This is a genomic window from Enterobacter cloacae complex sp. FDA-CDC-AR_0132 (genome assembly GCF_003010695.1).
Classification (GTDB): Bacteria; Pseudomonadota; Gammaproteobacteria; order Enterobacterales; family Enterobacteriaceae; genus Enterobacter; species Enterobacter ludwigii.
Window position 1 is genome coordinate 3,135,395 of sequence record NZ_CP027618.1, and the last position, 19,942, is coordinate 3,155,336.

A 19,942-nucleotide genomic window follows, 5' to 3' on the forward strand; every position below is an offset into this window, starting at 1 on the left:
GCGGATTGCCGCAACGCGGGATCTCAATTCGGAATTGTGGCATAATGCCGTGTTTATCACACTTTTCGCAGGAATCTCCCCGTGTTAGTTACCAGCAACGTCACTATGCAGTTTGGCAGTAAGCCGCTGTTCGAAAACATTTCCGTCAAATTTGGCGGCGGCAACCGTTACGGCCTGATTGGCGCCAACGGTAGCGGTAAATCTACTTTTATGAAAATCCTCGGCGGTGATTTAGAGCCGACGCTGGGCAACGTTTCGCTCGATCCAAACGAGCGCATCGGTAAGCTGCGTCAGGATCAGTTCGCCTTTGAAGAGTTCACCGTGCTTGACACCGTTATCATGGGACACGCTGAGCTGTGGGAAGTGAAGCAGGAGCGCGATCGCATCTACGCTCTGGCGGAGATGAGCGAAGAAGATGGCTACAAAGTGGCCGATCTCGAAGTGCTGTACGGCGAAATGGATGGCTACTCTGCGGAAGCGCGTGCGGGCGAGCTGCTGCTGGGTGTGGGTATTCCGGTAGAACAACATTACGGTCCGATGAGCGAAGTCGCGCCAGGCTGGAAACTGCGTGTTCTGCTGGCGCAGGCGCTGTTCTCCAATCCGGATATCCTGCTGCTCGACGAACCAACGAACAACCTGGACATCGACACCATCCGCTGGCTGGAGCAGACGCTGAACGATCGCGACAGCACCATGATCATCATCTCGCACGACCGTCACTTCCTGAACATGGTGTGTACACACATGGCGGACCTGGACTACGGCGAGCTGCGCGTTTATCCGGGCAACTACGACGAGTACATGACGGCAGCCACGCAGGCGCGTGAACGTCTGCTGGCGGATAACGCCAAGAAGAAAGCCCAAATTGCTGATCTGCAGTCTTTCGTCAGCCGCTTCAGCGCGAACGCCTCTAAATCTCGCCAGGCGACCTCTCGTGCGCGTCAGATTGACAAGATCAAGCTTGATGAAGTGAAAGCGTCCAGCCGTCAGAACCCATTCATCCGCTTCGAGCAGGACAAGAAACTGTTCCGTAATGCGCTGGAAGTGGAAGCCCTGGCTAAAGGTTTTGAAAACGGTCCGCTGTTTAAAAACTTTAACCTGCTGCTGGAAGTGGGCGAGAAGATCGCCATTCTGGGTGCCAACGGCGTGGGTAAATCCACCCTGCTGAAAACCCTGGTCGGCGAACTGCAGCCGGATAACGGTACCGTGAAGTGGTCTGAAAACGCGCAGATTGGTTACTACGCACAGGACCATGAATACGAGTTCGAAAACGACCTGACCGTCTTCGACTGGATGAGCCAGTGGAAGCAGGAAGGCGACGACGAGCAGGCAGTGCGCAGCATTCTGGGTCGTCTGCTGTTCAGCCAGGACGACATCAAGAAACCTGCTAAAGTGCTGTCCGGTGGTGAAAAAGGGCGCATGCTGTTCGGGAAGCTGATGATGGAAAAACCTAATATCCTGGTGATGGATGAACCGACTAACCACCTGGATATGGAATCTATCGAATCGCTGAACATGGCGCTGGAGATGTATCAGGGGACCCTGATCTTCGTCTCTCACGACCGTGAATTCGTCAGCTCGCTGGCGACCCGCGTGATCGAAATTACGCCTGAGCGCGTGGTGGACTTCACCGGTAACTACGAAGATTACCTGCGCAGTAAAGGTATCGAGAGTTAAAAAAAGCCCGGTGGCGGTACGCCTACCGGGCCTGTGTTTGATGCCCTCTCCCTGTGGGAGCGGGCATCAGGCCGTACTAGACCACCCATTCACTCCCTTCAATACCATTCACCAGCAGCGTGCGTTTTTCCCCGGCCGGTAACGATATCTTCAGCGCTTTCCACGCCGGACGATAATCTCCCCGCGCACTGACCTTCAGGTTGATGGTGGCACCGTCGCATGCCATGTCCCATTCCACCCACAGCGCATTGCCGTTCTGATAGCCCCAGCTTTCACCATCGTCTTCAAACAGCAGGCCCGCGGTTGAACCGACGCCTTTCACCGGGAACAGTTTCAGCTCACGGGCATTGTCTTTTTCCGCGCTGACATGCGTAATGCGTTCGCTGAGCGGCAGACCCGCACCGGCACGTACCAGCAGCGGCAATTTCTCCAGCGGCGCATCACGTACGATCCACTGCCCGCCAGCGAACCACTCGTGGGTGTAAAAATCGTACCAGCCCGTTTCGTTATCCGGCAGCCAGACGCGTCGCTCGCGCTGCCCGGCCTCCACCACGCTGGCCACCAGCAGGTCGCGACCCAGCAGGAAATCATCGTTCTCCTCAAACGTCTGCGCATCGTGTTCGTGGTCGAGGAAGGTCGGGCGTAGCATCGGTTCGTCGTCGGCATGCGCCTGCCAGAGCAGGGTATAAAGGTACGGCAGCAGACGATAACGTAATTCAATGGCACCACGAATAGCCGGCGTCACGCCCGGATACATCCACGGCTCGTTAACGGTGTGGTCATCATTCCATGAGTGAATGGTAAAGCGCGGATGCATCACGCCGTTTTGCACCCAGCGTACAAACAGTTCCGCGTCGGGTTTGTCGCCGGAAAAACCACCGACATCATGACCCACATTAAACAGCCCGGACAGGCTCATTCCCAGCCCCATGCGGGTGTTATAGCGCAGGGTGTTCCAGCTGGTACGGTTATCGCCGCTCCAGGTCTGGACGTAACGCTGCATGCCCGCGCAGCCGGAGCGGGAAATGAGATACGGACGTTTTTCCGGGGCAAAACGCTGCTGCGCTTCCAGCGAGGCACGCATCATCAGCAGCGGCATCACGGGGCGAATGTGCTTGATCGCGATTTCCTTGCCAAAGCCGTGGCAGCGGGCTTCGCCATCCCACACTTCATATTCGTTGTTGTCGTTCCAGGTGGCGTCGATCCCCATCTCAAGCAGCTGCGTGGTTACCCCTTCCTGCCACCATTTCACCGTCTGTGGGTTGGTAAAATCGAGGTGAGAACCTTCGTCATCCCAGAAGCTGGAGCGTTCTGGCGCGTCGGTTTCCGAATCGCGGATGAACAACCCGTTTTCCGCCACGTCGTTATAGCGCGGGTGATCCTGCAGCAGGCATGGCTTGATGTTGGCAGCCAGCTTTAACCCCGCGTCGTGGAAAGCCTGGGTCATCACCTTCGGCTGCGGCACCTTGTCGTGGTTCCAGTTAAAGACGTAGCGCTTGCCGTTGATCGAGGTATAGCCCGAAGAGAGCTGGAACGAGTCGCAGGGAATAGCATGTTCTTCGCACAGACGAATAAAGTTCATCAGCTGATTCTGCGCATCCGGCGCGTCGGTGTAATGCATGGTCGAACCGCTGTAACCCAGGCTCCATTTCGGCCCGAAGAGCGTTTTCCCGGTCAGACGCACGAAAGCTTTGGTCACGTCCAGCGCCCGTTTTCCCGTGAACAGGTAGTAATCGATGTCGCCCGCTTCCGCCTGCCAGCGACGATAGGCGGTGTGATAGTTGTCAATCTCGTTGCCCAGATCCAGCCAGCAGCTACTCAGGTTGTCGTAGAAGAGACCGTAGCTCACGTCATCGCGACGGGTGAGGGTGAACGGAATATGTTTGTACAGAGGATCGGTGCTGGCCGCGTTGTAGCCCATTGCATCGAGGTTGCGCATCTCGTAGCGTTTACCGTTACGCTGCAGATCGCCGGCTTTCTCACCCAGACCGTAGAAGCGTTCATCCTTGCGGCGGCTCAGGTAGTGCGCCGCACCGTCGCCATGGGCATTCAGCAGATAGGCACTGGTTGGACGGTCGTTGACCAGCGGCTGCCACTCACCCGCCTCATTGCGGTAGTGCCACTCCAGCCACAGCGGCTGATGCACGGTCACACGCAGCTGTTCGGTAGCAACCGTCAGCACGTCGTCCTGTTGCGTTAGCGTCCAGGCGGGGCAGGTGAAACCACTCAGGTCGTCGCGGCGGCGACCTTCCCACGGCACATCTTGTTGCGGGGCGATGCTCCAGGTGCGATCCAGCGTCAGCTCACCTTTGCGTTTAATCAGCACGCGGAACAGATTTTCTTCCAGCACATACAGGCACAGACGGTGCTGGTTATCGACCAGCAGTTCCAGATGATTTGCCGACTGCTTATCAACGGTCCAGTTTTTCAGGGTTTTCATATGCAATACATCCACTATCAGGCGCGCTTGGCGCGACGTTCAGCAATAAATGCCACCAGGAAAACAGCGCCAATCAGGTCAAAGAACCCCATGGCAATAAAGAGCGGGTTAAAGCCGATTTTGTCGGCGGTCACCCCAATTAACAGGGAGAACAGGAAGCTGGCGATCCAGGCCGCCGAGCCGCGCATGCCGTTAACGGTCGCCATCTGACCTTTATCAAATGACTCCACGACCAGGGCGCTAAGCATGCAGGAGATGATCTGATGCCCGAAACCGCCGATGGAGATCAGCACGATGGTGATATACGGGTCGCGGGTAATGGCCACGACGGCCAGGGAGATCATCAGGAATGCCCCGGTGACGGAGCTGGCCACCACCGAGTTCACACGGCTGCAGCCGAACAGTCGGGCATACAGACGGGTGAGGTAGCCGCTTGCCACGCTGCCGAGGTCCGCGGCAAGGAACGGCAGCCAGGCAAACATCGCAATCTGCTTCAAATCCATGCCGTGCTCTTTGGCGAGATACAGCGGAACCCAGAAGCTCAGCACGGCCCAGGCCGGTTCGGCCATAAACGCCGGAAGGGCGATACCGTAGAAGCGCTTATTTTTGGAGACATTTTTCAGCGCGGTGAGGAAAGGCAGTTTTACCGCAGGCGGTTCGTTATCCTGCTTGATAAACGCCAGCTCGTCCTTGCTCAGGTTCGGATGCTGTTCCGGGTTGTGGTAAAAAGCCCACCAGAGGATCACCCACAGCAGCGCCAGCACGCCGGTAAACATAAACGCGCCCTGCCAGCCAAACGAGGCGTGCGCGAAATAGATGATGGGCGGTGCCAGCATCGCGCCAATGGAGAACCCTACGCCCGCCCAACCGGCCGCGACAGGACGTTCCGATTTCGGGAACCACTCGCCAATGGTTTTCGCATTCGCCGGCGTGGCGGCCGCTTCAGATGCACCCATAAAGAAGCGCAAGATAGCCAGGTGCAGCCAGCTGCCCGCCCCGGCGTGGAAAATACACATCAGCGCCCAGATCCCGGCGCAAACCATAAAGCCAATCTTCAGACCAATCACGTCGATCAACCAGCCGCACAGAGGCTGGAAAATGGTGTAGGCAATCTGAAATGCCCCGACGATCCAGGAGTATTGCTCGGTGGTGATCCCAAGGCTCTCTTTCAACTCAGGGGCGAGAATACCCAGCGAGTTTCGGGTGATGTAGTTAACGGTGACGCCCAGTAAGAACAGCACCAGCACATACCAGCGCAGGTTCTTAATGACGCGACGGGTTTTGCTTGTCGCAACGGTGTTATTGATGTCCTGACTCATTTTACTCTCCACAAGACGGACGGTAAGGGGACGGAGGTTCAGGTGTCACACAGATTTTTATGGCTTTGATTTCTATCCGTTTTAATTTAGAAGTTGCTATACAACTAGTATGGAAGTGGTGTGACAAATTCACCTTAAGGGAGAAAATGAGCGGGCAATAGTGGATTTTGTGCAAAATTTCTCATCAATGACATAAATCATCTGGCATGATGCTTTTCATGCCCGTTACTGCCTGATGAGTACGCTATGAAAATTTTTTCATTTCGCAAATGGAGCCAGATCACAAAATGGACAAAAGGCTAAAAATCACCGAAATTGCCGCCCGCACGCAGCTCTCCATCAGCACCGTGTCGCGGGTGCTGGCAGGAAAAGCGAACACCAGTGAAAAAGCGCGCGCCAGGGTGCTGGCCTGCGCGCGGGAGCTGGGGGTGATGGACGGTCTGGCGGCGGGGCGTCTGCTGCTCAACAGCCTGGTGGTTTTTGCGCCACAGCGCGCCTTTGACGAGCGGTCCGACATCTTTTACTACCGCGTGATCCAGAGCGTGAGTAAAGGCCTTGCTTCCCACGATGTCCGTCTGCGTTATTGCGCGCTGGAAGAGAATGACAGCGACGCACAGCTTTTTCTGGCACGGCTGAACGAGCCGGAGACACAGGCCGCTATTCTTCTCGGTATCGACGATCCGCATATTCACGATCTGGCGGTGGATGTGGGTAAACCCTGCATGCTGATTAACTGCCGCGACCGGCATATGCGCCTGCCTGCAGTGGCACCGGACCACCGCTCGATAGGTGAGCGGGCCGCGGACTATCTGTTTGAAATGGGACACCGTGAGGTGATGAATGTCCTCTGCCTGCGGCGTTACACCATGGAACTGCGTCTGGCCGGGATCCGCGATGCGTGGCAATCTCACAACCTGAAATTCAACGATAAACGCGATCTGCTGGTGGCTCCGAGCTTCAGCGCGCGCGAAACGGAAGAGCTGGTCACCTCCTGGCTCCGTCAAATGCAGGGTAAGGATCTGCCCACCGCATTTTTGGTCGGCGGCGATTTTATGGCGGCGGGCACCATCAGTGCGCTGCAAAAACAGGGCTTGCGCGTGCCGCAGGATATCTCGGTGATGAGCATTGACGGGTTTAATCTGGCGGCCATTCAGGATGTTCCGCTCACGGCGGTGCACGTACCGCGCGATGAACTGGGAACCGAAGCGGTGCATATGCTTCAGCAACGGCTGATGCGCCCGGATGCGCCGGTGGGAACATTATTGCTTAACGGCACGCTGGCCGTGCGGGGATCTGTCCGGCGGATACGTCAGGGGAAACGACGCACCGCCGTGGAGCGGGAAGGGTTATACGACAGTTAAGCCATGCCCAGTGCACGCTTGCCGTGAATATTCAGATCGTTCACGGTAAAGCGGTCCTGCCAGTTTTTTTCATAATCTTCGCGCGGGAAATCGCCCGGCGATGCACCGGTTTCCAGCGCTGCTTTCACTTTTTTCGCATAGGCGAGATTTTTCTCGCACATCGGGGCGGCAGGGATATACATCACGTTGCCCCAGCCTTGCTGATTTTCCACCGGTGCAACGGAGTGGATCACGTCACAGTGCCACCACACGGAATCGCCTGCTTCCAGTGCAGGAATGCTGCTCAGCGCTTCGATTAGCAGCGGATGCCATTTCTCGGAGACCGGCAGGACACGTCCCGGCGCGACGCCGCAGAGTTCATCTTCCGGGACATCATCCAGCAGCGGACGCAGCAGAATGTAGGCCATCGCTTCCGGAATAGGCACCACATGCAGCAACCCCTGACCCGGGATCATATCTGACAGCGCCGTCCAGCCCTGGAAGGTGCGGAATACAGAACATTTTGTGGTGTTATCCACGGTGTACTCTTCCACTTCGGTACGGTGTGCGGCGTTCCACGGATCGTATTTATCCACGTTGCCGTCAAAAACGCGGGCAAAGACCTGCTGATAGGCCGGCAGCAGCCAGCGCTCCAGCGCGCCGGAATCGGTATGCGCGCCCAACCCTTTAGAGGTGGTACCCGGTGGGCGACGACGAATACGGTCCGGATAAATGACGCTGACGTCCGGATCGAACCACTGTTTGCCATTACTCTCGAATGTCCATAAACGGTTCAGGAACGACTGTACCTGCGCCATCTCTTCACTCTGTCGGGCCTGCATTTGCGCCTGCGACCAGTAGATAGGGTAAATTTCCGGACGTGAGGCGGTTAAGGTACCAAAGAAGTTATCGCCCGGACCTTTATAGACCTCATCAAACCGGTTGAGATCGAGGTAGTCGAGCATCGATTGATCCCACGCCAGCGCCTGCTCGCGAGGGAAGTGACCTTTAATCACCGCGCAGCCACGGCGTTTGACCGCGTCACGCTGTGCCTGGGTGATCGTCCCGTTTTTCACATCCGCAAACGGGATAACCGGCCAGACGGTTTCACCTTTGTTCTTCAGGGCATTAATTTCCGCCACGCGGGTCGCGATTTTATCGCTGAGCGTGTCGAATACCGCCTGAACGTCTCCGATCTGCGCACGTAATTCACGCTTCAACTGACGAATCGCTGCTTTATGGTCCGTAGGCAAACTTTCACTGGTAAACGTCATAACTGCCTCGCATCTTTCATTCGAAAGTAAAAATATCTACAAGTGATACTTTAAGTTAAAAATTAGTTAATGCAAGTTTAAATATTTGACGTGTGCCACAGGATGGAAAAAGAGTGAGGTGCCGGAGCAGTGCTCCGGCAAGAGAGAGATTACGCGTCGAACGGGGAGTGGTCGTCAAGCACGGCCTGAATCACATTCAGTGCGCCCTGATGGTTGTTGTCATCCGTGCTGTAGCGGCAGATCGTTTTGATGCTCTGCGCCGCGTTGCCCATGGCAAAATTGTATTTCACCAGCTTCAGCATTTCCGCATCGTTGCCGCTGTCCCCGATTGCCACGCACGCCTGCGGCGAGATTTTCCAGCGCTTCAGCAGACGGCTAATACCGTTGGCTTTGTGCAGGCCCGGGATAATCAAATCGACAAACCCAAAACCGCTGGTGACGGGTTTCATAATCCCGTCGAGGGAGACGTGCAGTTTGTCGACAAGATTCGGGATATCGCTGTCCGGCAAATTCAGGGAGAATTTGAACAGCACGTCGTCAATTTCGCGGTAATCACGGATGCGTTTTAAGCGGTGGTAGTGCTTTGACATGAGCGCCACAAACGCGTCCGGCGCCCGATCGCTGACGTAGGCGCTCTCCAGCCCACAGGCCACAAAGTTGAGCGCGTTGTCTTTCAGCAACTCGCCAATGACAATTTGCGACTCATGGCGGGTCAGTTCACCGTGAAAAATCTGCTCACCGTGATCGAACACCAGCGCGCCATTTTCCGCCACGAAGGAGATCTGATCTTTCAGTTCCGGGAAGAAGGAGATGAGCTGGTAATACTGGTTGCCGCTGGCGACAACAAATTCAATATCACGGGCTTTAAGCTGCTCAAACTGTGCCTGAAAGCGGTCGCGGTCGTACTGCTTGGCATCATCAAGGAAAGTTCCGTCCATATCGGTGACGATAACTTTTACGGTCATACTGTGCTCCTGAGTCACTGCGTTTGAAACATTCTAATAACAAGGTGACGGAGAGCACAAATTTAATTTCATTCGAAAGTCAAAGCAAAGCGGCAACCGAAATTGCCGCTTAAAGACAGGTTCCCTCTCCTTGATGGGAGAGGGCATAAGTCTGAAGAGAGTTAAAGCGTGTGCTCGGTACGCGCAATAATATCGTCCTGCGCATCCGGCGACAGGGCGGTAAAGAACGCGGAGTACCCTGCGACGCGCACCACCAGGTCACGATACTGGTCCGGGTGTTTTTTCGCTTCCAGCAGCGTTTCACGCGAAACGATGTTGTACTGAATATGCCAGCCCTTGTGCACTTCAAAGAAGGTACGCAGAAGCACCATCAGTTTCTGACGGTCACTGTCATTTTCCAGCGTCGACGGATTGAGCTTCTGGTTTAGCAGTACCCCGCCGAGGATCGCTTCGGTTGGCAGTTTGCCGACAGAGCCGATCACCGCCGTAGGGCCGAGGTGGTCAGTACCGGAGGCCGGGCTGGCTCCTTCTGCCAGCGGAGTATGCGCCTTACGTCCATCCGGGGTTGCCATCGTTGCCGCGCCAAATGGCACGTTCGCGGAGATAGATGACGTGCCGGCATAGTAGTTACCGCCAATCGGACCACGGCCATAGCGCGGGTTATGGTACTGCTTCAGCTCGGCGATATAGGTTTCGTAGGCACGGGTCAGCAGCATATCCACGCTGTCGTCATCGTTACCGTATTTTGGCGCGCCGTTGATCAGCCGCTGACGCAGCTGCTCGTGGGTCAGCCCGTCGAAATCATCGGCCAGAGCGGCGGCCAGCTGTTGCTGACCTATCGTACCCTGTTCGAAGACCAGTTTTTTCACCGCGGCCAGGCTGTTGCCCAGGTTAGCAATACCCACCTGCAGGCCTGACACCCAGTCATACTTCGCGCCGCCTTGTTTGATGCTTTTCGCGCGTTCTATACAGTCATCCACCAGCGCTGAGCAGAGAATATCGGGGACGTTCTCTTCCAGCATCGTGTCCACCACATACTCAATCTCGATAGATTTGCGGGTGTAGTAGCGGATCTGGGTATCCCACGCCGCCATCACCTCTTCGAAGTTATCGAAGTTACCGGCAGAGAGTGCTTTCTCCTGTGGCAGGAATACCTTACCGCTGGTGGCATCGCGGCCGCCTTCCAGCGCTGCCAGCATCACGCGGGCGAAGTTGATAAAGCTCATGCCGGTGCAGCGATAACCCCATTTGCCACCCACTGCGGTTTCGATGCAGCCAATCGCGGCATAGTCATAGGCATCCTCTTTTTCGACGCCGAGCTTGATGAATTCCGGAATGACAATCTCATCGTTGTTGAACGCGGGCATACCAAAGCCGCAGCGGATCACCTGCACGCAGGCGTCGAGGAAGTCATTGCTCATGCCCGCATGATAACGCACGCTCAGGTTTGGCTGCGTGGAGCGCAGGCGACCGCAGGATTCCAGAATCGCGTAGCTGAGCGGATTGACTGCGTCCATAGGCTCACCGTTGATCAGCGTCTGTCCACCGATGGTGACGTTCTGATACAGCGGGCTACCCGCTGAAGCTTTGGAGTGCGAACCGGAGCGGATTTTGTTCACTTCCAGCAGCTTCAGCCAGCAGCTGTGCAGCAGCTCGATGGCATGTTCGCGGTCGAGGCTCTGGTTCAGCTCCACGTCGCGGCGGTAGTACGGATAGAGGTACTGGTCCATGCGGGCAAACGAGACGGAGTGGCCATTGGACTCAATCTGCAGAATAAGCTGGATGAAGTAGCACAGCTGCAGCGCCTGCCAGAAGGTTGTTGGCGGCTGATGGGCGATTACATCACAGTTTTCTGCCATCGCCAGCAGCTCGTCGCGACGGCTTTCACGGGATTCGGTTGCCGCCATTTCACGCGCCAGCGCGGCGAAACGTTCAATGTGCAGGCTGACCGCTTCCAGCACAATATCGATCGCTTTCAGGAACTGTTCCCCGTGAAGGTCGTCGAGCACCGTCAGGTTGATACGCGAACGACGCTCGGCCACTTTGTCGCGCAGACCATCGAGGCCTTTCTCCAGCAGCAGCGGGAAGTTAACCGCCAGGTGTGCGTCGCCGGAGGTCATGTTACCTTCCGCTTTGATAATGCCGGTTTCCAGCAGCCCTTTTTGCTCGTCGGTGAACATGCCGTAGCAGCGATCCTGCACCGTCTGGCCGCGCCACCATGGGCAGATCTCATGCAATACGCGCTTGTTTTCTTCGCTCACCGCAAAGCCTGCGCCCGGACGGTCCGCCAGATCGTCAATCTCTTTTTCAATCCACGAGACGGTGTATTCCGGGAAAATTGGCGCGGCGCGGACTTCACTGGCCTGGTTACCGATGATGAGCTCATCGTGTTTTATCCAGATGGTGCGCTGCGCGAGGTGATGCGCCAGCGCCAGTGCGCGACGCACCGGGATCGGCTTGTCCATATGCTGCTGGTACATCTCGGTGTAATGCAGGGCGCGCTCGGTACAGACCGGCGGCTTCACGATATGCACGAGGGCCGTTTTGTGTGCTTTTATGCGCTCGCTAAGGGTGCTGAGATTCAGGGTCGTCATAAGTTTATCCTCGTAAGGTCGCGGTTAACCCTTTCTGGCAGGCGTACTGCTGTGCGAAGTCCAGAAGCGCAGGATCATCCAGCGGTTTATCAGGGGCAGAGTAGGGTTGGCCGAGCAGGGTATATTTGTTCATGCCCAGCGTGTGGTACGGCAGAAAATGGATCTCGCGGACGTTGAGTTCGTCTGCGGCAAAATTGGTGATGGCGGTAATCGATGCTTCATCGGCGTTGAAGCCCTGAATCAGCGGTACGCGGAGGGTGACCTGTTTACCGGCGGCGGCCAGGCGTTTCAGATTATCAAGGATCCGTTTGGCGGAACCGTCGGTCCACTGTTTGAACGTCCTGCCATCAACGTGTTTCAGGTCCGCCAGGAACAGATCGACATACGGTAATGACGGTGCAATATAATGCCATGGCACGTGGAGACAGGTTTCCACGGCGGTATGTATGCCTTGCTCATGGCTCGCTTTAAACAGGGCATGAGCCAGTTCGGGATTCATAAACGGTTCACCGCCGGACAGGGTTATCCCGCCGCCGCTGCGGTCATAGAACGGCTTGTCGCGCAGTACGGTGGACATAATCTCTTCGACCTGCTTTTCTTCACCACAGACGGTGAGCGCTTGTGTCGGGCAGCAGTCGGTGAGGGCGACGAGAGTCTCTTCGTTAAGCTTTTCACGGTGGATAACCAGCCCATTCAGCGCACGATCGATAATGCCCGGCGCCGCTTTCTGGCACAGGTCGCAGCCTTCCAGGCACAGCCGTGCGTCAAAGAGCACATCCCGGTGGCGGGAGCGGCTTTCCGGATTCTGGCACCAGCGACAGCCCAGCGAGCAGCCTTTCAGGAACACCACGGTACGAATACCGGGGCCATCGTGGGTAGAGTAACGCTGAATATTGAAGATCATGTTTTCGCCTCTCATCTTGCATATGAAGATTAAATTACTTTCGAATGAAAGTTATCTTGATGCAGGTCAACTCCTGAGCAGGTTTTGTCGTGATAGGGTAAATGCAGGCTAAATTTGAGGGTTACATCATGGAACTTTATCTCGATACTTCCGACGTCGCGGCAGTGAAACGGCTGGCGCGTATCTTCCCGCTGGCGGGCGTGACCACGAACCCCAGTATCGTGGCGGCAGGGAAAACGCCGCTCGAGGCGCTGCTACCGGCGCTGCAGGATGCGCTCGGCGGGAAAGGTCGCCTGTTCGCGCAGGTCATGGCGACCACCGCTGAAGGGATGGTGGAAGAAGCGCGTAAACTGCGCACCATTATCAACGATCTGGTGGTTAAAGTGCCGGTAACGGCGGAAGGTCTGGCGGCGATCAAAATGCTGAAAGCGGAAGGGATCCCGACGCTGGGTACGGCGGTGTACGGTGCAGCACAAGGGATGCTGTCCGCGCTGGCGGGCGCTGAGTATGTTGCCCCTTACGTTAACCGCGTGGACGCGCAGGGCGGGGACGGGATCCAGACGGTGGTTGAACTGCAGCAGCTTCTGACGCTGCATGCTCCGCAATCAAAAGTGCTGGCCGCGAGCTTCAAAACGCCGCGTCAGGCGCTGGACTGCCTGCTGGCAGGTTGTGAATCCATCACCCTGCCGCTGGATGTTGCTCAGCAGTTTATTACTTCGCCTGCGGTGGATGCGGCAATAGTAAAGTTTGAGCAGGACTGGCAAGGGGCGTTTGGCAGAACGACGCTCTGATACGGTTGCCGGGTTATGCTAACGCTTGCCCGGCAACCGTTTAGCGTCCGCAGACCTCACAGCCGGGGTTGCGCATCAGTTTCATCTCGCGGAACTGGCAGGTCATCGCGTCATACATCACGATTTTCCCCGCGGCAGGCGTCCCGTAATGCGCCAGCACTTTGATCGCTTCCATGGCCTGCAACGAACCTATGACGCCGACTAACGGAGCCATGACGCCCGCCTCCACGCAGGTGAGGGCGTTCTCGCCAAACAGACGGCTCAGGCAGCGATAGCACGGTTCGCCCCCGGCGTAGGTAAAGACGCTGATTTGGCCTTCCATGCGAATGGCGGCACCGGAGACCAGCGGCGTTTTGTGGGCAAAACATCCTGCATTCAACTGATTGCGAATGGTGACGTTATCGGTGCAGTCCAGCACCAGATCGTGTCGTGCTATCTGTGCCGACAGCGCCTCATCATCCAGCAGGGCGTCAATCAGGGTGAACTTCACGTGAGGATTGATGCGCGCCAGCGCCGCACGGGCAGATTCCACTTTTGGCTGGCCGAGGGTCGCGTCGCTGTGCAGCGTCTGGCGCTGAAGGTTCGACACCGACACGGTATCAAAATCCAGCAGCGTCATATTGCCCACCCCCGCCGCGGCCAGATACTGGGCCGCAGCGCAGCCCAGCCCCCCCAGCCCCACGACCAGCACCCGTGCTGCCTTAAGCGCTTCCTGGCCGTCGAAATCAAAACCGCGCAGAACAATCTGGCGGTTATAGCGCATCATCTCCTGGTCGCTGAGTTCAGCCGTCATGTTAGCCTCCGAAGAGGTGGTTAAAGCTTTCCACCTCAACCCATTCACCCGGCTCCACGCTGCCGCGTTCACGCTCGAGAACGATAAAGCAGTTGCCCTGGCTGAACGAGCTGAAGATGTGCGAGCCCTGGTGTCCGGTGGTGCTCACTTCCAGCTCGCCTTCAGCGTTGCGCGTCAGAATACCGCGCTGGAAATCAAGACGGCCCGGTGATTTCTTCAGGCGCGTCGCCGCTCGTACGCGCTGGCGAACCGGCAGCGGGTGGGCCTGGTTACCAGACAGTTTTGCCAGCAGCGGAATCACCAGCTGGTAGAAGGTCAGGGCGGCGGAAACCGGGTTACCCGGCAGGCCGCAGAACCAGCTGTGTTTCAGCTGACCAAACGCGAACGGTTTGCCCGGCTTGATGGCCAGTTTCCAGAAGCCGATCTCCCCCAGCTCTTCAAGAATGGTTTTGGTGTAATCCGCTTCACCTACGGAAACGCCGCCGGAGCTAATTACCACGTCCGCCGACCGGTCCGCTTCAATAAACGCGGCGCGCAGTTTTTCCGGATCATCCGGAATGATGCCAAGGTTAATGACCTCACACCCCAGCTGTTCAAGCATCAGGTGTACCGCGAGGCGGTTAGTGTCGTAAATCTGGCCGTCCTGCAGTGGCTGGCCCGGAAGCTGGAGTTCATCGCCTGTGGAAAAGACCGCCACGCGTACCTTGCGGATAACGTCAATTTCTGCGATGCCGAGCGAGGCCAGCACCGGCAGTTCGCCCACCGTCAGTTTCTGCCCGGCGGCAAATACCGTTGCGCCACGCGTGATGTCTTCACCGGTACGACGGATATTCTGTCCCGCTTTAACACTCGCGGTGAAGCGGATGCCCGCTTCCGTTTGTTCGGTCTCTTCCTGCATCACCACCGCTTCGCAGCCTGGCGGTACGGGGGCACCGGTCATGATGCGTATGCAGCTACCCGCAGGCCACTCACCGTTAAATGGCTGACCGGCAAATGCCTTACCCGCCACGGGCAGCGCCGTATCCGTCCGGATATCCGCCAGGCGTACCGCGTAGCCGTCCATTGCGGAGTTATCGAACCCAGGCACGTTAAGCGGAGAGACGATATCGCGCGCGGCAATACGACCAAAACAGCGCACCAATGGCAGCGTCTCGTGGTCGTGCAGGGGGGAAATTCGGTCAAGCATCTGCGTGAGTGCCGCCTCAAGCGGCATCAGTCCGGCGGTAAAATCCATGGTGGGCTCCTGCGGAGTAACGACGAAAGCGTCCATTATGGCAGAAAAGTGCCACTAACTGTATGACCCGATGGGTGTACGCTTTACATCACAGTTGCGTCTTTCTATATTCAAAAATCATCTGAAGTTTCAGCGACGATAATGATATTTATAGAAAAAGCCGCAAATCAGGCTAACGGGTGATGGGAATGGTTAATGCGGTAATCGCAATTCATGGTGGCGCCGGGGCAATCACCCGTGCCCTGCTCAGTCCCGAGCAGGAAAAACGTTATATTGATGCGCTGTATGCCATTGTGGAAACGGGCCAGCGGATGCTGGAGGCGGGCGAGAGCGCGCTGGATGTGGTTACCGAGGCGGTACGTCTGCTGGAAGAGTGCCCGTTGTTTAACGCGGGCATTGGTTCAGTCTTTACCCGCGATGAAACGCACGAGCTGGATGCCTGCGTCATGGACGGTGTCACCCTTAAAGCGGGCGCCGTCGCGGGGGTGAGCCATCTGCGTAATCCGGTGCTGGCCGCGCGTCTGGTGATGGAGGCGAGCCCGCATGTTCTTCTGACCGGGGCCGGGGCGGAGACGTTTGCCGCGGAACATGGCATGACGCCAGTTTCTCCCGATCTGTTTTCAACGCCGGAGCGTTATCAACAGCTGCTTGAGGCGCGCTCGGCAAACGTGACGCAGCTTGACCATACCGCGCCGCTCGATGAGCGCAGCAAAATGGGCACGGTAGGGGCGGTGGCTCTTGATAAAGCCGGGAATCTGGCTGCGGCCACGTCGACCGGCGGAATGACCAACAAACTGCCGGGCCGGGTAGGTGACACTCCATTACCGGGGGCAGGGTGCTATGCCAATAACGCCACGGCGGCAGTGTCGTGCACCGGAACCGGTGAAGTGTTTATTCGCGCCCTCGCGGCGTATGACATCACCGCGCTGATGGATTACGGCGGGTTAAGCCTGGCCGAAGCCTGTGAGCGCGTGGTGATGGAGAAACTGCCCGCGCTGGGGGGTGTCGGTGGGTTAATTGCGGTGGATCGTGAGGGCAACGTGGCATTGCCGTTTAACAGCGAAGGTATGTACCGCGCGTGGGGTTATGCCGGTGATGAACCCAGTACGGGGATCTATCGTGAATAAGGGGGCAAAGCGTGCCGCACAGTGAAGAGCTGGACAACCGTGAAGTGCTGGCTGTCCATCAACTGAATATTGCGTTTCAGGAAGAGCGGCAGTTCATCCCCGCAGTACAGAATTTATCGTTCTCGCTCAACCGCGGCGAAACGCTGGCGATTGTGGGCGAGTCCGGTTCAGGGAAATCGGTCACCGCACTGGCGCTGATGCGTCTGCTGGAACAGACCGGCGGACAGGTCAGCTGCGAAAAAATGCTGCTGCGCCGGCGTAACCACCAGGTCATTGATTTGAATGAGCTGAGCGCCTCACAGATGCAGAGCGTGCGCGGGGCCGATATTGCGATGATCTTCCAGGAGCCGATGACCTCGCTGAACCCGGTCTTTCCGGTCGGGGAACAGATTGCCGAGTCCATCCGCCTGCATCAGGGGTTGAGCGGTGATGAGGCGCTTCGTGAAGCGAAACGCATGCTCGACCTGGTACGCATACCGGAAGCGCAGGCCATTCTGGGGCGCTACCCGCATCAGCTTTCTGGCGGTATGCGTCAGCGCGTCATGATTGCGATGGCGCTCTCCTGCCGTCCCGCGGTGCTGATTGCCGACGAACCCACGACGGCACTGGATGTGACTATTCAGGCGCAAATTCTGCAGCTTATCAAAGTGCTGCAGCAGGAGATGGAGATGGGGGTGATTTTCATCACCCACGATATGGGCGTGGTCGCCGATATTGCCGATCGCGTGCTGGTCATGCATAAGGGCAACGCCGTGGAAACCGGCACGGTTGAGCAGATTTTCCATGCGCCGGTTCATCCTTACACCAAAGCGCTGCTGGCGGCGGTTCCGCGGTTGGGGGCGATGAACGGCAGCGATTTACCGCGCCGGTTCCCGTTGATTTCTCTCGAAGCGGCAGGCCAGCAGGAAGATGAAATCGAGCAGGATACCGTGGTACCCGGAAAGCCGATTCTGGAAGTGCGCGATCTGGTGACCCGTTTTCCCCTGCGCAGCGGAATGTTTAACCGCGTGAAGCGCGAGGTGCATGCGGTTGAAAACGTCAGTTTTGATTTATGGCCAGGCGAAACGCTGGCGCTGGTGGGAGAGTCAGGCTGCGGCAAATCCACCACCGGGCGGGCGCTGCTCAGGCTGGTAGAGTCCCAGGAGGGCAGCATAACCTTTAACGGGGAACGCATTGATACCCTTCCGGACAGCAAACTGCAGGCGGTAAGACGAGATATCCAGTTTATTTTCCAGGATCCGTATGCCTCCCTCGACCCGCGCCACACGGTGGGGTATTCGCTTATGGAGCCGCTGCGGGTGCATAACCTGCTCGATGGTGAAGCCGCGCAGCGTCGGGTGGCCTGGCTGCTTGAACGCGTGGGGCTGAAGCCGGAACATGCCTGGCGTTATCCGCACGAGTTTTCGGGCGGTCAGCGGCAGCGTATTTGCATTGCCCGCGCGCTGGCACTTAACCCGAAAGTGGTGATTGCAGATGAATCCGTCTCGGCGCTGGATGTCTCTATCCGGGCGCAAATCATTAATTTACTGCTCGACCTGCAGCGGGATATGGGGATTGCCTTCCTCTTTATCTCCCACGACATGGCGGTGGTTGAGCGTATCAGCCACCGTGTCGCGGTGATGTTTATGGGACAAATTGTGGAGATAGGACCGCGCAGGGCGGTATTTGAAAATCCACAGCACCCTTACACACGCAAGCTTATCGCCGCAGTGCCGGTTGCCGACCCTGAGCATCGCCACGGCCAGCGTGTGCTGCTGCAGGACGAAATGCCGAGCAATATTCGTAAACGGGGCGAGGCGGTGGAGCGCGTGGCGCTGCGCGAGGTTGGCCCGGGGCATTTTGTGGCCCCTCCGCGTCAGGACAATGCATTCTCGCGGTTATAACTTAAAACAGGCAGGAGAACACAATGGTTAAATTTGTAGCGCGCAGATGGTTACTCGCCGCGAGCGTGACGGCAGCCCTGGCCGCCGCGCCGGCGTTCGCTGCCAAAGATGTGGTGGTCGCCGTCGGTTCCAATTTCACCACGCTGGATCCGTATGATGCCAACGACACGCTCTCCCAGGCGGTGGCGAAATCGTTCTATCAGGGGCTGTTTGGCCTGGATAGCGAGATGAAACTTAAAAATGTGCTGGCGGAAGGGTATACCGTTTCCAGCGACGGGCTGGTGTATACCATTAAGCTCAGAACCGGCGTGAAGTTCCAGGACGGTACAGATTTCAACGCGGAGGCGGTGAAGATAAACCTCGATCGCGCCAGCAACCCGGAAAATAGCCTCAAGCGCTACAACCTGTATAAAAACATCGCCAGCACCGAGGTGGTCGACCCGACGACGGTGAAGATCACCCTGAAAGAGCCGTTCTCGGCGTTTATCAATATTCTGGCGCACCCTGCCACGGCGATGATTTCGCCTGCCGCGCTGAAAAAATACGGCAAAGAGATCGGGTTCCATCCGGTGGGGACCGGCCCCTACGAGCTGCTCACCTGGAACCAGACCGACTTTGTGAAGGTTAAGAAGTTTGCGGGTTACTGGCAGCCGGGTCTGCCGAAGCTGGACACCATTACCTGGCGTCCGGTGGTGGACAACAACACCCGCGCGGCGATGCTGCAGACCGGCGAGGCGCAGTTCGCGTTCCCGATCCCCTATGAGCAAGCCGCCATTCTGCAGAAAAACAGCAAGCTGGAGCTGGTCGCCAGCCCGTCCATTATGCAGCGCTATATCAGCATGAACGTGACGCAAAAGCCGTTTGATAATCCAAAGGTGCGAGAGGCCATCAACTACGCCATTAACCGCCAGGCGCTGGTAAAAGTCGCCTTTGCTGGCTATGCCACGCCGGCTACCGGCGTGCTGCCTCCGGCGATCGCCTATTCGCAAAACTATCAACCGTGGCCTTACGATCCGGCCAAAGCGCGTGAGCTGTTAAAAGAGGCGGGCTTCCCGAACGGCTTTAGCACCACGCTCTGGTCGTCGCATAATCACAGTACCGCTCAGAAGGTGCTGCAATTTACCCAGCAGCAGCTGGCGCAGGTAGGTATCAAGGCGCAGGTCACCGCGATGGATGCCGGTCAGCGTGCGGCTGAAGTGGAAGGGAAAGGGCAGAAAGAGAGCGGCGTACGGATGTTCTACACCGGCTGGTCGGCCTCTACCGGTGAAGCGGACTGGGCGCTGTCGCCGCTGTTCGCCTCACAGAACTGGCCGCCGACCCTGTTCAATACGGCCTTCTACAGCAACCCGAAGGTGGATAAAGACCTGGCGGATGCCCTGAAAACGACCAAACCGGAAGAGAAAGCGCGCCTGTATAAAGAGGCGCAGGATATCATCTGGAAAGAGTCACCGTGGGTACCGCTGGTGGTGGAAAAACTGGTTTCCGCGCATAACAAAGCGCTGACCGGGTTCTACATCATGCCGGATACGGGCTTTAGCTTTGATGAAGCAGATTTAAAATAATACTCATGCCCGCAGGCCACCGCCTGTGGGATGAGAGGG

Annotated in this window: 14 protein-coding genes; 6 read left to right on the forward strand and 8 right to left on the reverse strand. The window is 57.2% G+C overall.

The window, feature by feature from the left end; translation table 11 throughout:
* The first annotated feature begins 81 nt into the window (after positions 1 to 81).
* A complete protein-coding gene (locus tag AM379_RS15090; protein WP_014169271.1) occupies positions 82 to 1,677 on the forward strand; it encodes an ABC-F family ATPase in 1,596 nt (531 codons plus the stop codon).
* A gap of 76 nt (positions 1,678 to 1,753) precedes the next feature.
* Here the strand turns inward: AM379_RS15090 and AM379_RS15095 are convergent, their stop codons facing one another.
* The gene (locus AM379_RS15095; protein WP_158701856.1) at positions 1,754 to 4,117 is read right to left on the reverse strand and encodes a glycoside hydrolase family 31 protein; all 2,364 of its coding nucleotides are present in this window, start codon (positions 4,115 to 4,117) and stop codon (positions 1,754 to 1,756) included.
* 17 nt (positions 4,118 to 4,134) lie between these two features.
* A complete protein-coding gene (locus AM379_RS15100) occupies positions 4,135 to 5,436 on the reverse strand; it encodes an MFS transporter (RefSeq protein ID WP_020884899.1) in 1,302 nt (433 codons plus the stop codon).
* Between the two features lie 287 nt (positions 5,437 to 5,723).
* Between AM379_RS15100 and AM379_RS15105 the strand changes: the two genes are divergently transcribed.
* Positions 5,724 to 6,797: a LacI family DNA-binding transcriptional regulator gene (locus AM379_RS15105; protein ID WP_106503857.1), complete on the forward strand. Its 1,074-nt coding sequence runs from the start codon at positions 5,724 to 5,726 to the stop codon at positions 6,795 to 6,797.
* On the opposite strand, the gene AM379_RS15110 is transcribed toward AM379_RS15105, so the two are convergent.
* From AM379_RS15110 to AM379_RS15125, 4 genes are all read right to left on the reverse strand, one after another.
* Positions 6,794 to 8,050, reverse strand: coding sequence for a DUF1479 domain-containing protein (locus AM379_RS15110; RefSeq protein ID WP_106503858.1), 1,257 nt, complete (start codon positions 8,048 to 8,050; stop codon positions 6,794 to 6,796). The two genes, AM379_RS15105 and AM379_RS15110, sit on opposite strands and share 4 nt — an antisense overlap.
* Positions 8,051 to 8,199: 149 nt before the next feature.
* Entirely contained in the window at positions 8,200 to 9,015 is an 816-nt protein-coding gene (locus tag AM379_RS15115) for a Cof-type HAD-IIB family hydrolase (protein ID WP_106503859.1), read from the reverse strand.
* A 161-nt stretch (positions 9,016 to 9,176) separates the two neighbouring features.
* Positions 9,177 to 11,609 (reverse strand): formate C-acetyltransferase/glycerol dehydratase family glycyl radical enzyme, encoded by a 2,433-nt coding sequence (locus AM379_RS15120; RefSeq protein ID WP_025204613.1) that lies wholly within the window; start codon positions 11,607 to 11,609, stop codon positions 9,177 to 9,179.
* A 4-nt stretch (positions 11,610 to 11,613) separates the two neighbouring features.
* Positions 11,614 to 12,513 (reverse strand): glycyl-radical enzyme activating protein, encoded by a 900-nt coding sequence (locus AM379_RS15125; protein WP_106503860.1) that lies wholly within the window; start codon positions 12,511 to 12,513, stop codon positions 11,614 to 11,616.
* Between the two features lie 128 nt (positions 12,514 to 12,641).
* Here AM379_RS15125 and fsa point away from each other — a divergent pair, with 128 nt between their 5' ends.
* Positions 12,642 to 13,304, forward strand: coding sequence for a fructose-6-phosphate aldolase (gene fsa, locus AM379_RS15130; protein WP_020884894.1), 663 nt, complete (start codon positions 12,642 to 12,644; stop codon positions 13,302 to 13,304).
* A 40-nt stretch (positions 13,305 to 13,344) separates the two neighbouring features.
* On the opposite strand, the gene moeB is transcribed toward fsa, so the two are convergent.
* Complete coding sequence (gene moeB / locus AM379_RS15135; RefSeq protein ID WP_040017000.1) at positions 13,345 to 14,097, reverse strand: molybdopterin-synthase adenylyltransferase MoeB; 753 nt, start codon at positions 14,095 to 14,097, stop codon at positions 13,345 to 13,347.
* Between the two features lies 1 nt (position 14,098).
* Complete coding sequence (gene moeA / locus AM379_RS15140; RefSeq protein WP_106503861.1) at positions 14,099 to 15,331, reverse strand: molybdopterin molybdotransferase MoeA; 1,233 nt, start codon at positions 15,329 to 15,331, stop codon at positions 14,099 to 14,101.
* 188 nt (positions 15,332 to 15,519) lie between these two features.
* Between moeA and iaaA the strand changes: the two genes are divergently transcribed.
* The 3 genes from iaaA to gsiB are packed head-to-tail and all read left to right on the forward strand — an operon-like array spanning position 15,520 to position 19,903.
* Positions 15,520 to 16,458 carry a beta-aspartyl-peptidase gene (iaaA, locus tag AM379_RS15145; RefSeq protein WP_106504361.1) on the forward strand — a complete coding sequence of 313 codons (939 nt, stop codon included), beginning with the start codon at positions 15,520 to 15,522 and terminating at the stop codon, positions 16,456 to 16,458.
* 11 nt (positions 16,459 to 16,469) lie between these two features.
* Complete coding sequence (gene gsiA / locus AM379_RS15150; RefSeq protein WP_014169283.1) at positions 16,470 to 18,341, forward strand: glutathione ABC transporter ATP-binding protein GsiA; 1,872 nt, start codon at positions 16,470 to 16,472, stop codon at positions 18,339 to 18,341.
* 23 nt (positions 18,342 to 18,364) lie between these two features.
* Positions 18,365 to 19,903: a glutathione ABC transporter substrate-binding protein GsiB gene (gene gsiB / locus AM379_RS15155; protein ID WP_020884890.1), complete on the forward strand. Its 1,539-nt coding sequence runs from the start codon at positions 18,365 to 18,367 to the stop codon at positions 19,901 to 19,903.
* Positions 19,904 to 19,942 lie beyond the last annotated feature (39 nt).

Coding starts and splice junctions, on each gene's coding strand:
- AM379_RS15105 (WP_106503857.1), top strand. CDS start 5,724: ATGGACAAAAGGCTAAAAATCACCGAAATTGCCGCCCGCACGCAGCTC.
- AM379_RS15125 (WP_106503860.1), bottom strand. CDS start 12,513: ATGATCTTCAATATTCAGCGTTACTCTACCCACGATGGCCCCGGTATT.
- gsiB (WP_020884890.1), top strand. CDS start 18,365: ATGGTTAAATTTGTAGCGCGCAGATGGTTACTCGCCGCGAGCGTGACG.
- fsa (WP_020884894.1), top strand. CDS start 12,642: ATGGAACTTTATCTCGATACTTCCGACGTCGCGGCAGTGAAACGGCTG.
- AM379_RS15095 (WP_158701856.1), bottom strand. CDS start 4,117: ATGAAAACCCTGAAAAACTGGACCGTTGATAAGCAGTCGGCAAATCAT.
- AM379_RS15110 (WP_106503858.1), bottom strand. CDS start 8,050: ATGACGTTTACCAGTGAAAGTTTGCCTACGGACCATAAAGCAGCGATT.
- moeA (WP_106503861.1), bottom strand. CDS start 15,331: ATGGATTTTACCGCCGGACTGATGCCGCTTGAGGCGGCACTCACGCAG.
- AM379_RS15115 (WP_106503859.1), bottom strand. CDS start 9,015: ATGACCGTAAAAGTTATCGTCACCGATATGGACGGAACTTTCCTTGAT.
- moeB (WP_040017000.1), bottom strand. CDS start 14,097: ATGACGGCTGAACTCAGCGACCAGGAGATGATGCGCTATAACCGCCAG.
- AM379_RS15120 (WP_025204613.1), bottom strand. CDS start 11,609: ATGACGACCCTGAATCTCAGCACCCTTAGCGAGCGCATAAAAGCACAC.
- AM379_RS15100 (WP_020884899.1), bottom strand. CDS start 5,436: ATGAGTCAGGACATCAATAACACCGTTGCGACAAGCAAAACCCGTCGC.
- iaaA (WP_106504361.1), top strand. CDS start 15,520: ATGGTTAATGCGGTAATCGCAATTCATGGTGGCGCCGGGGCAATCACC.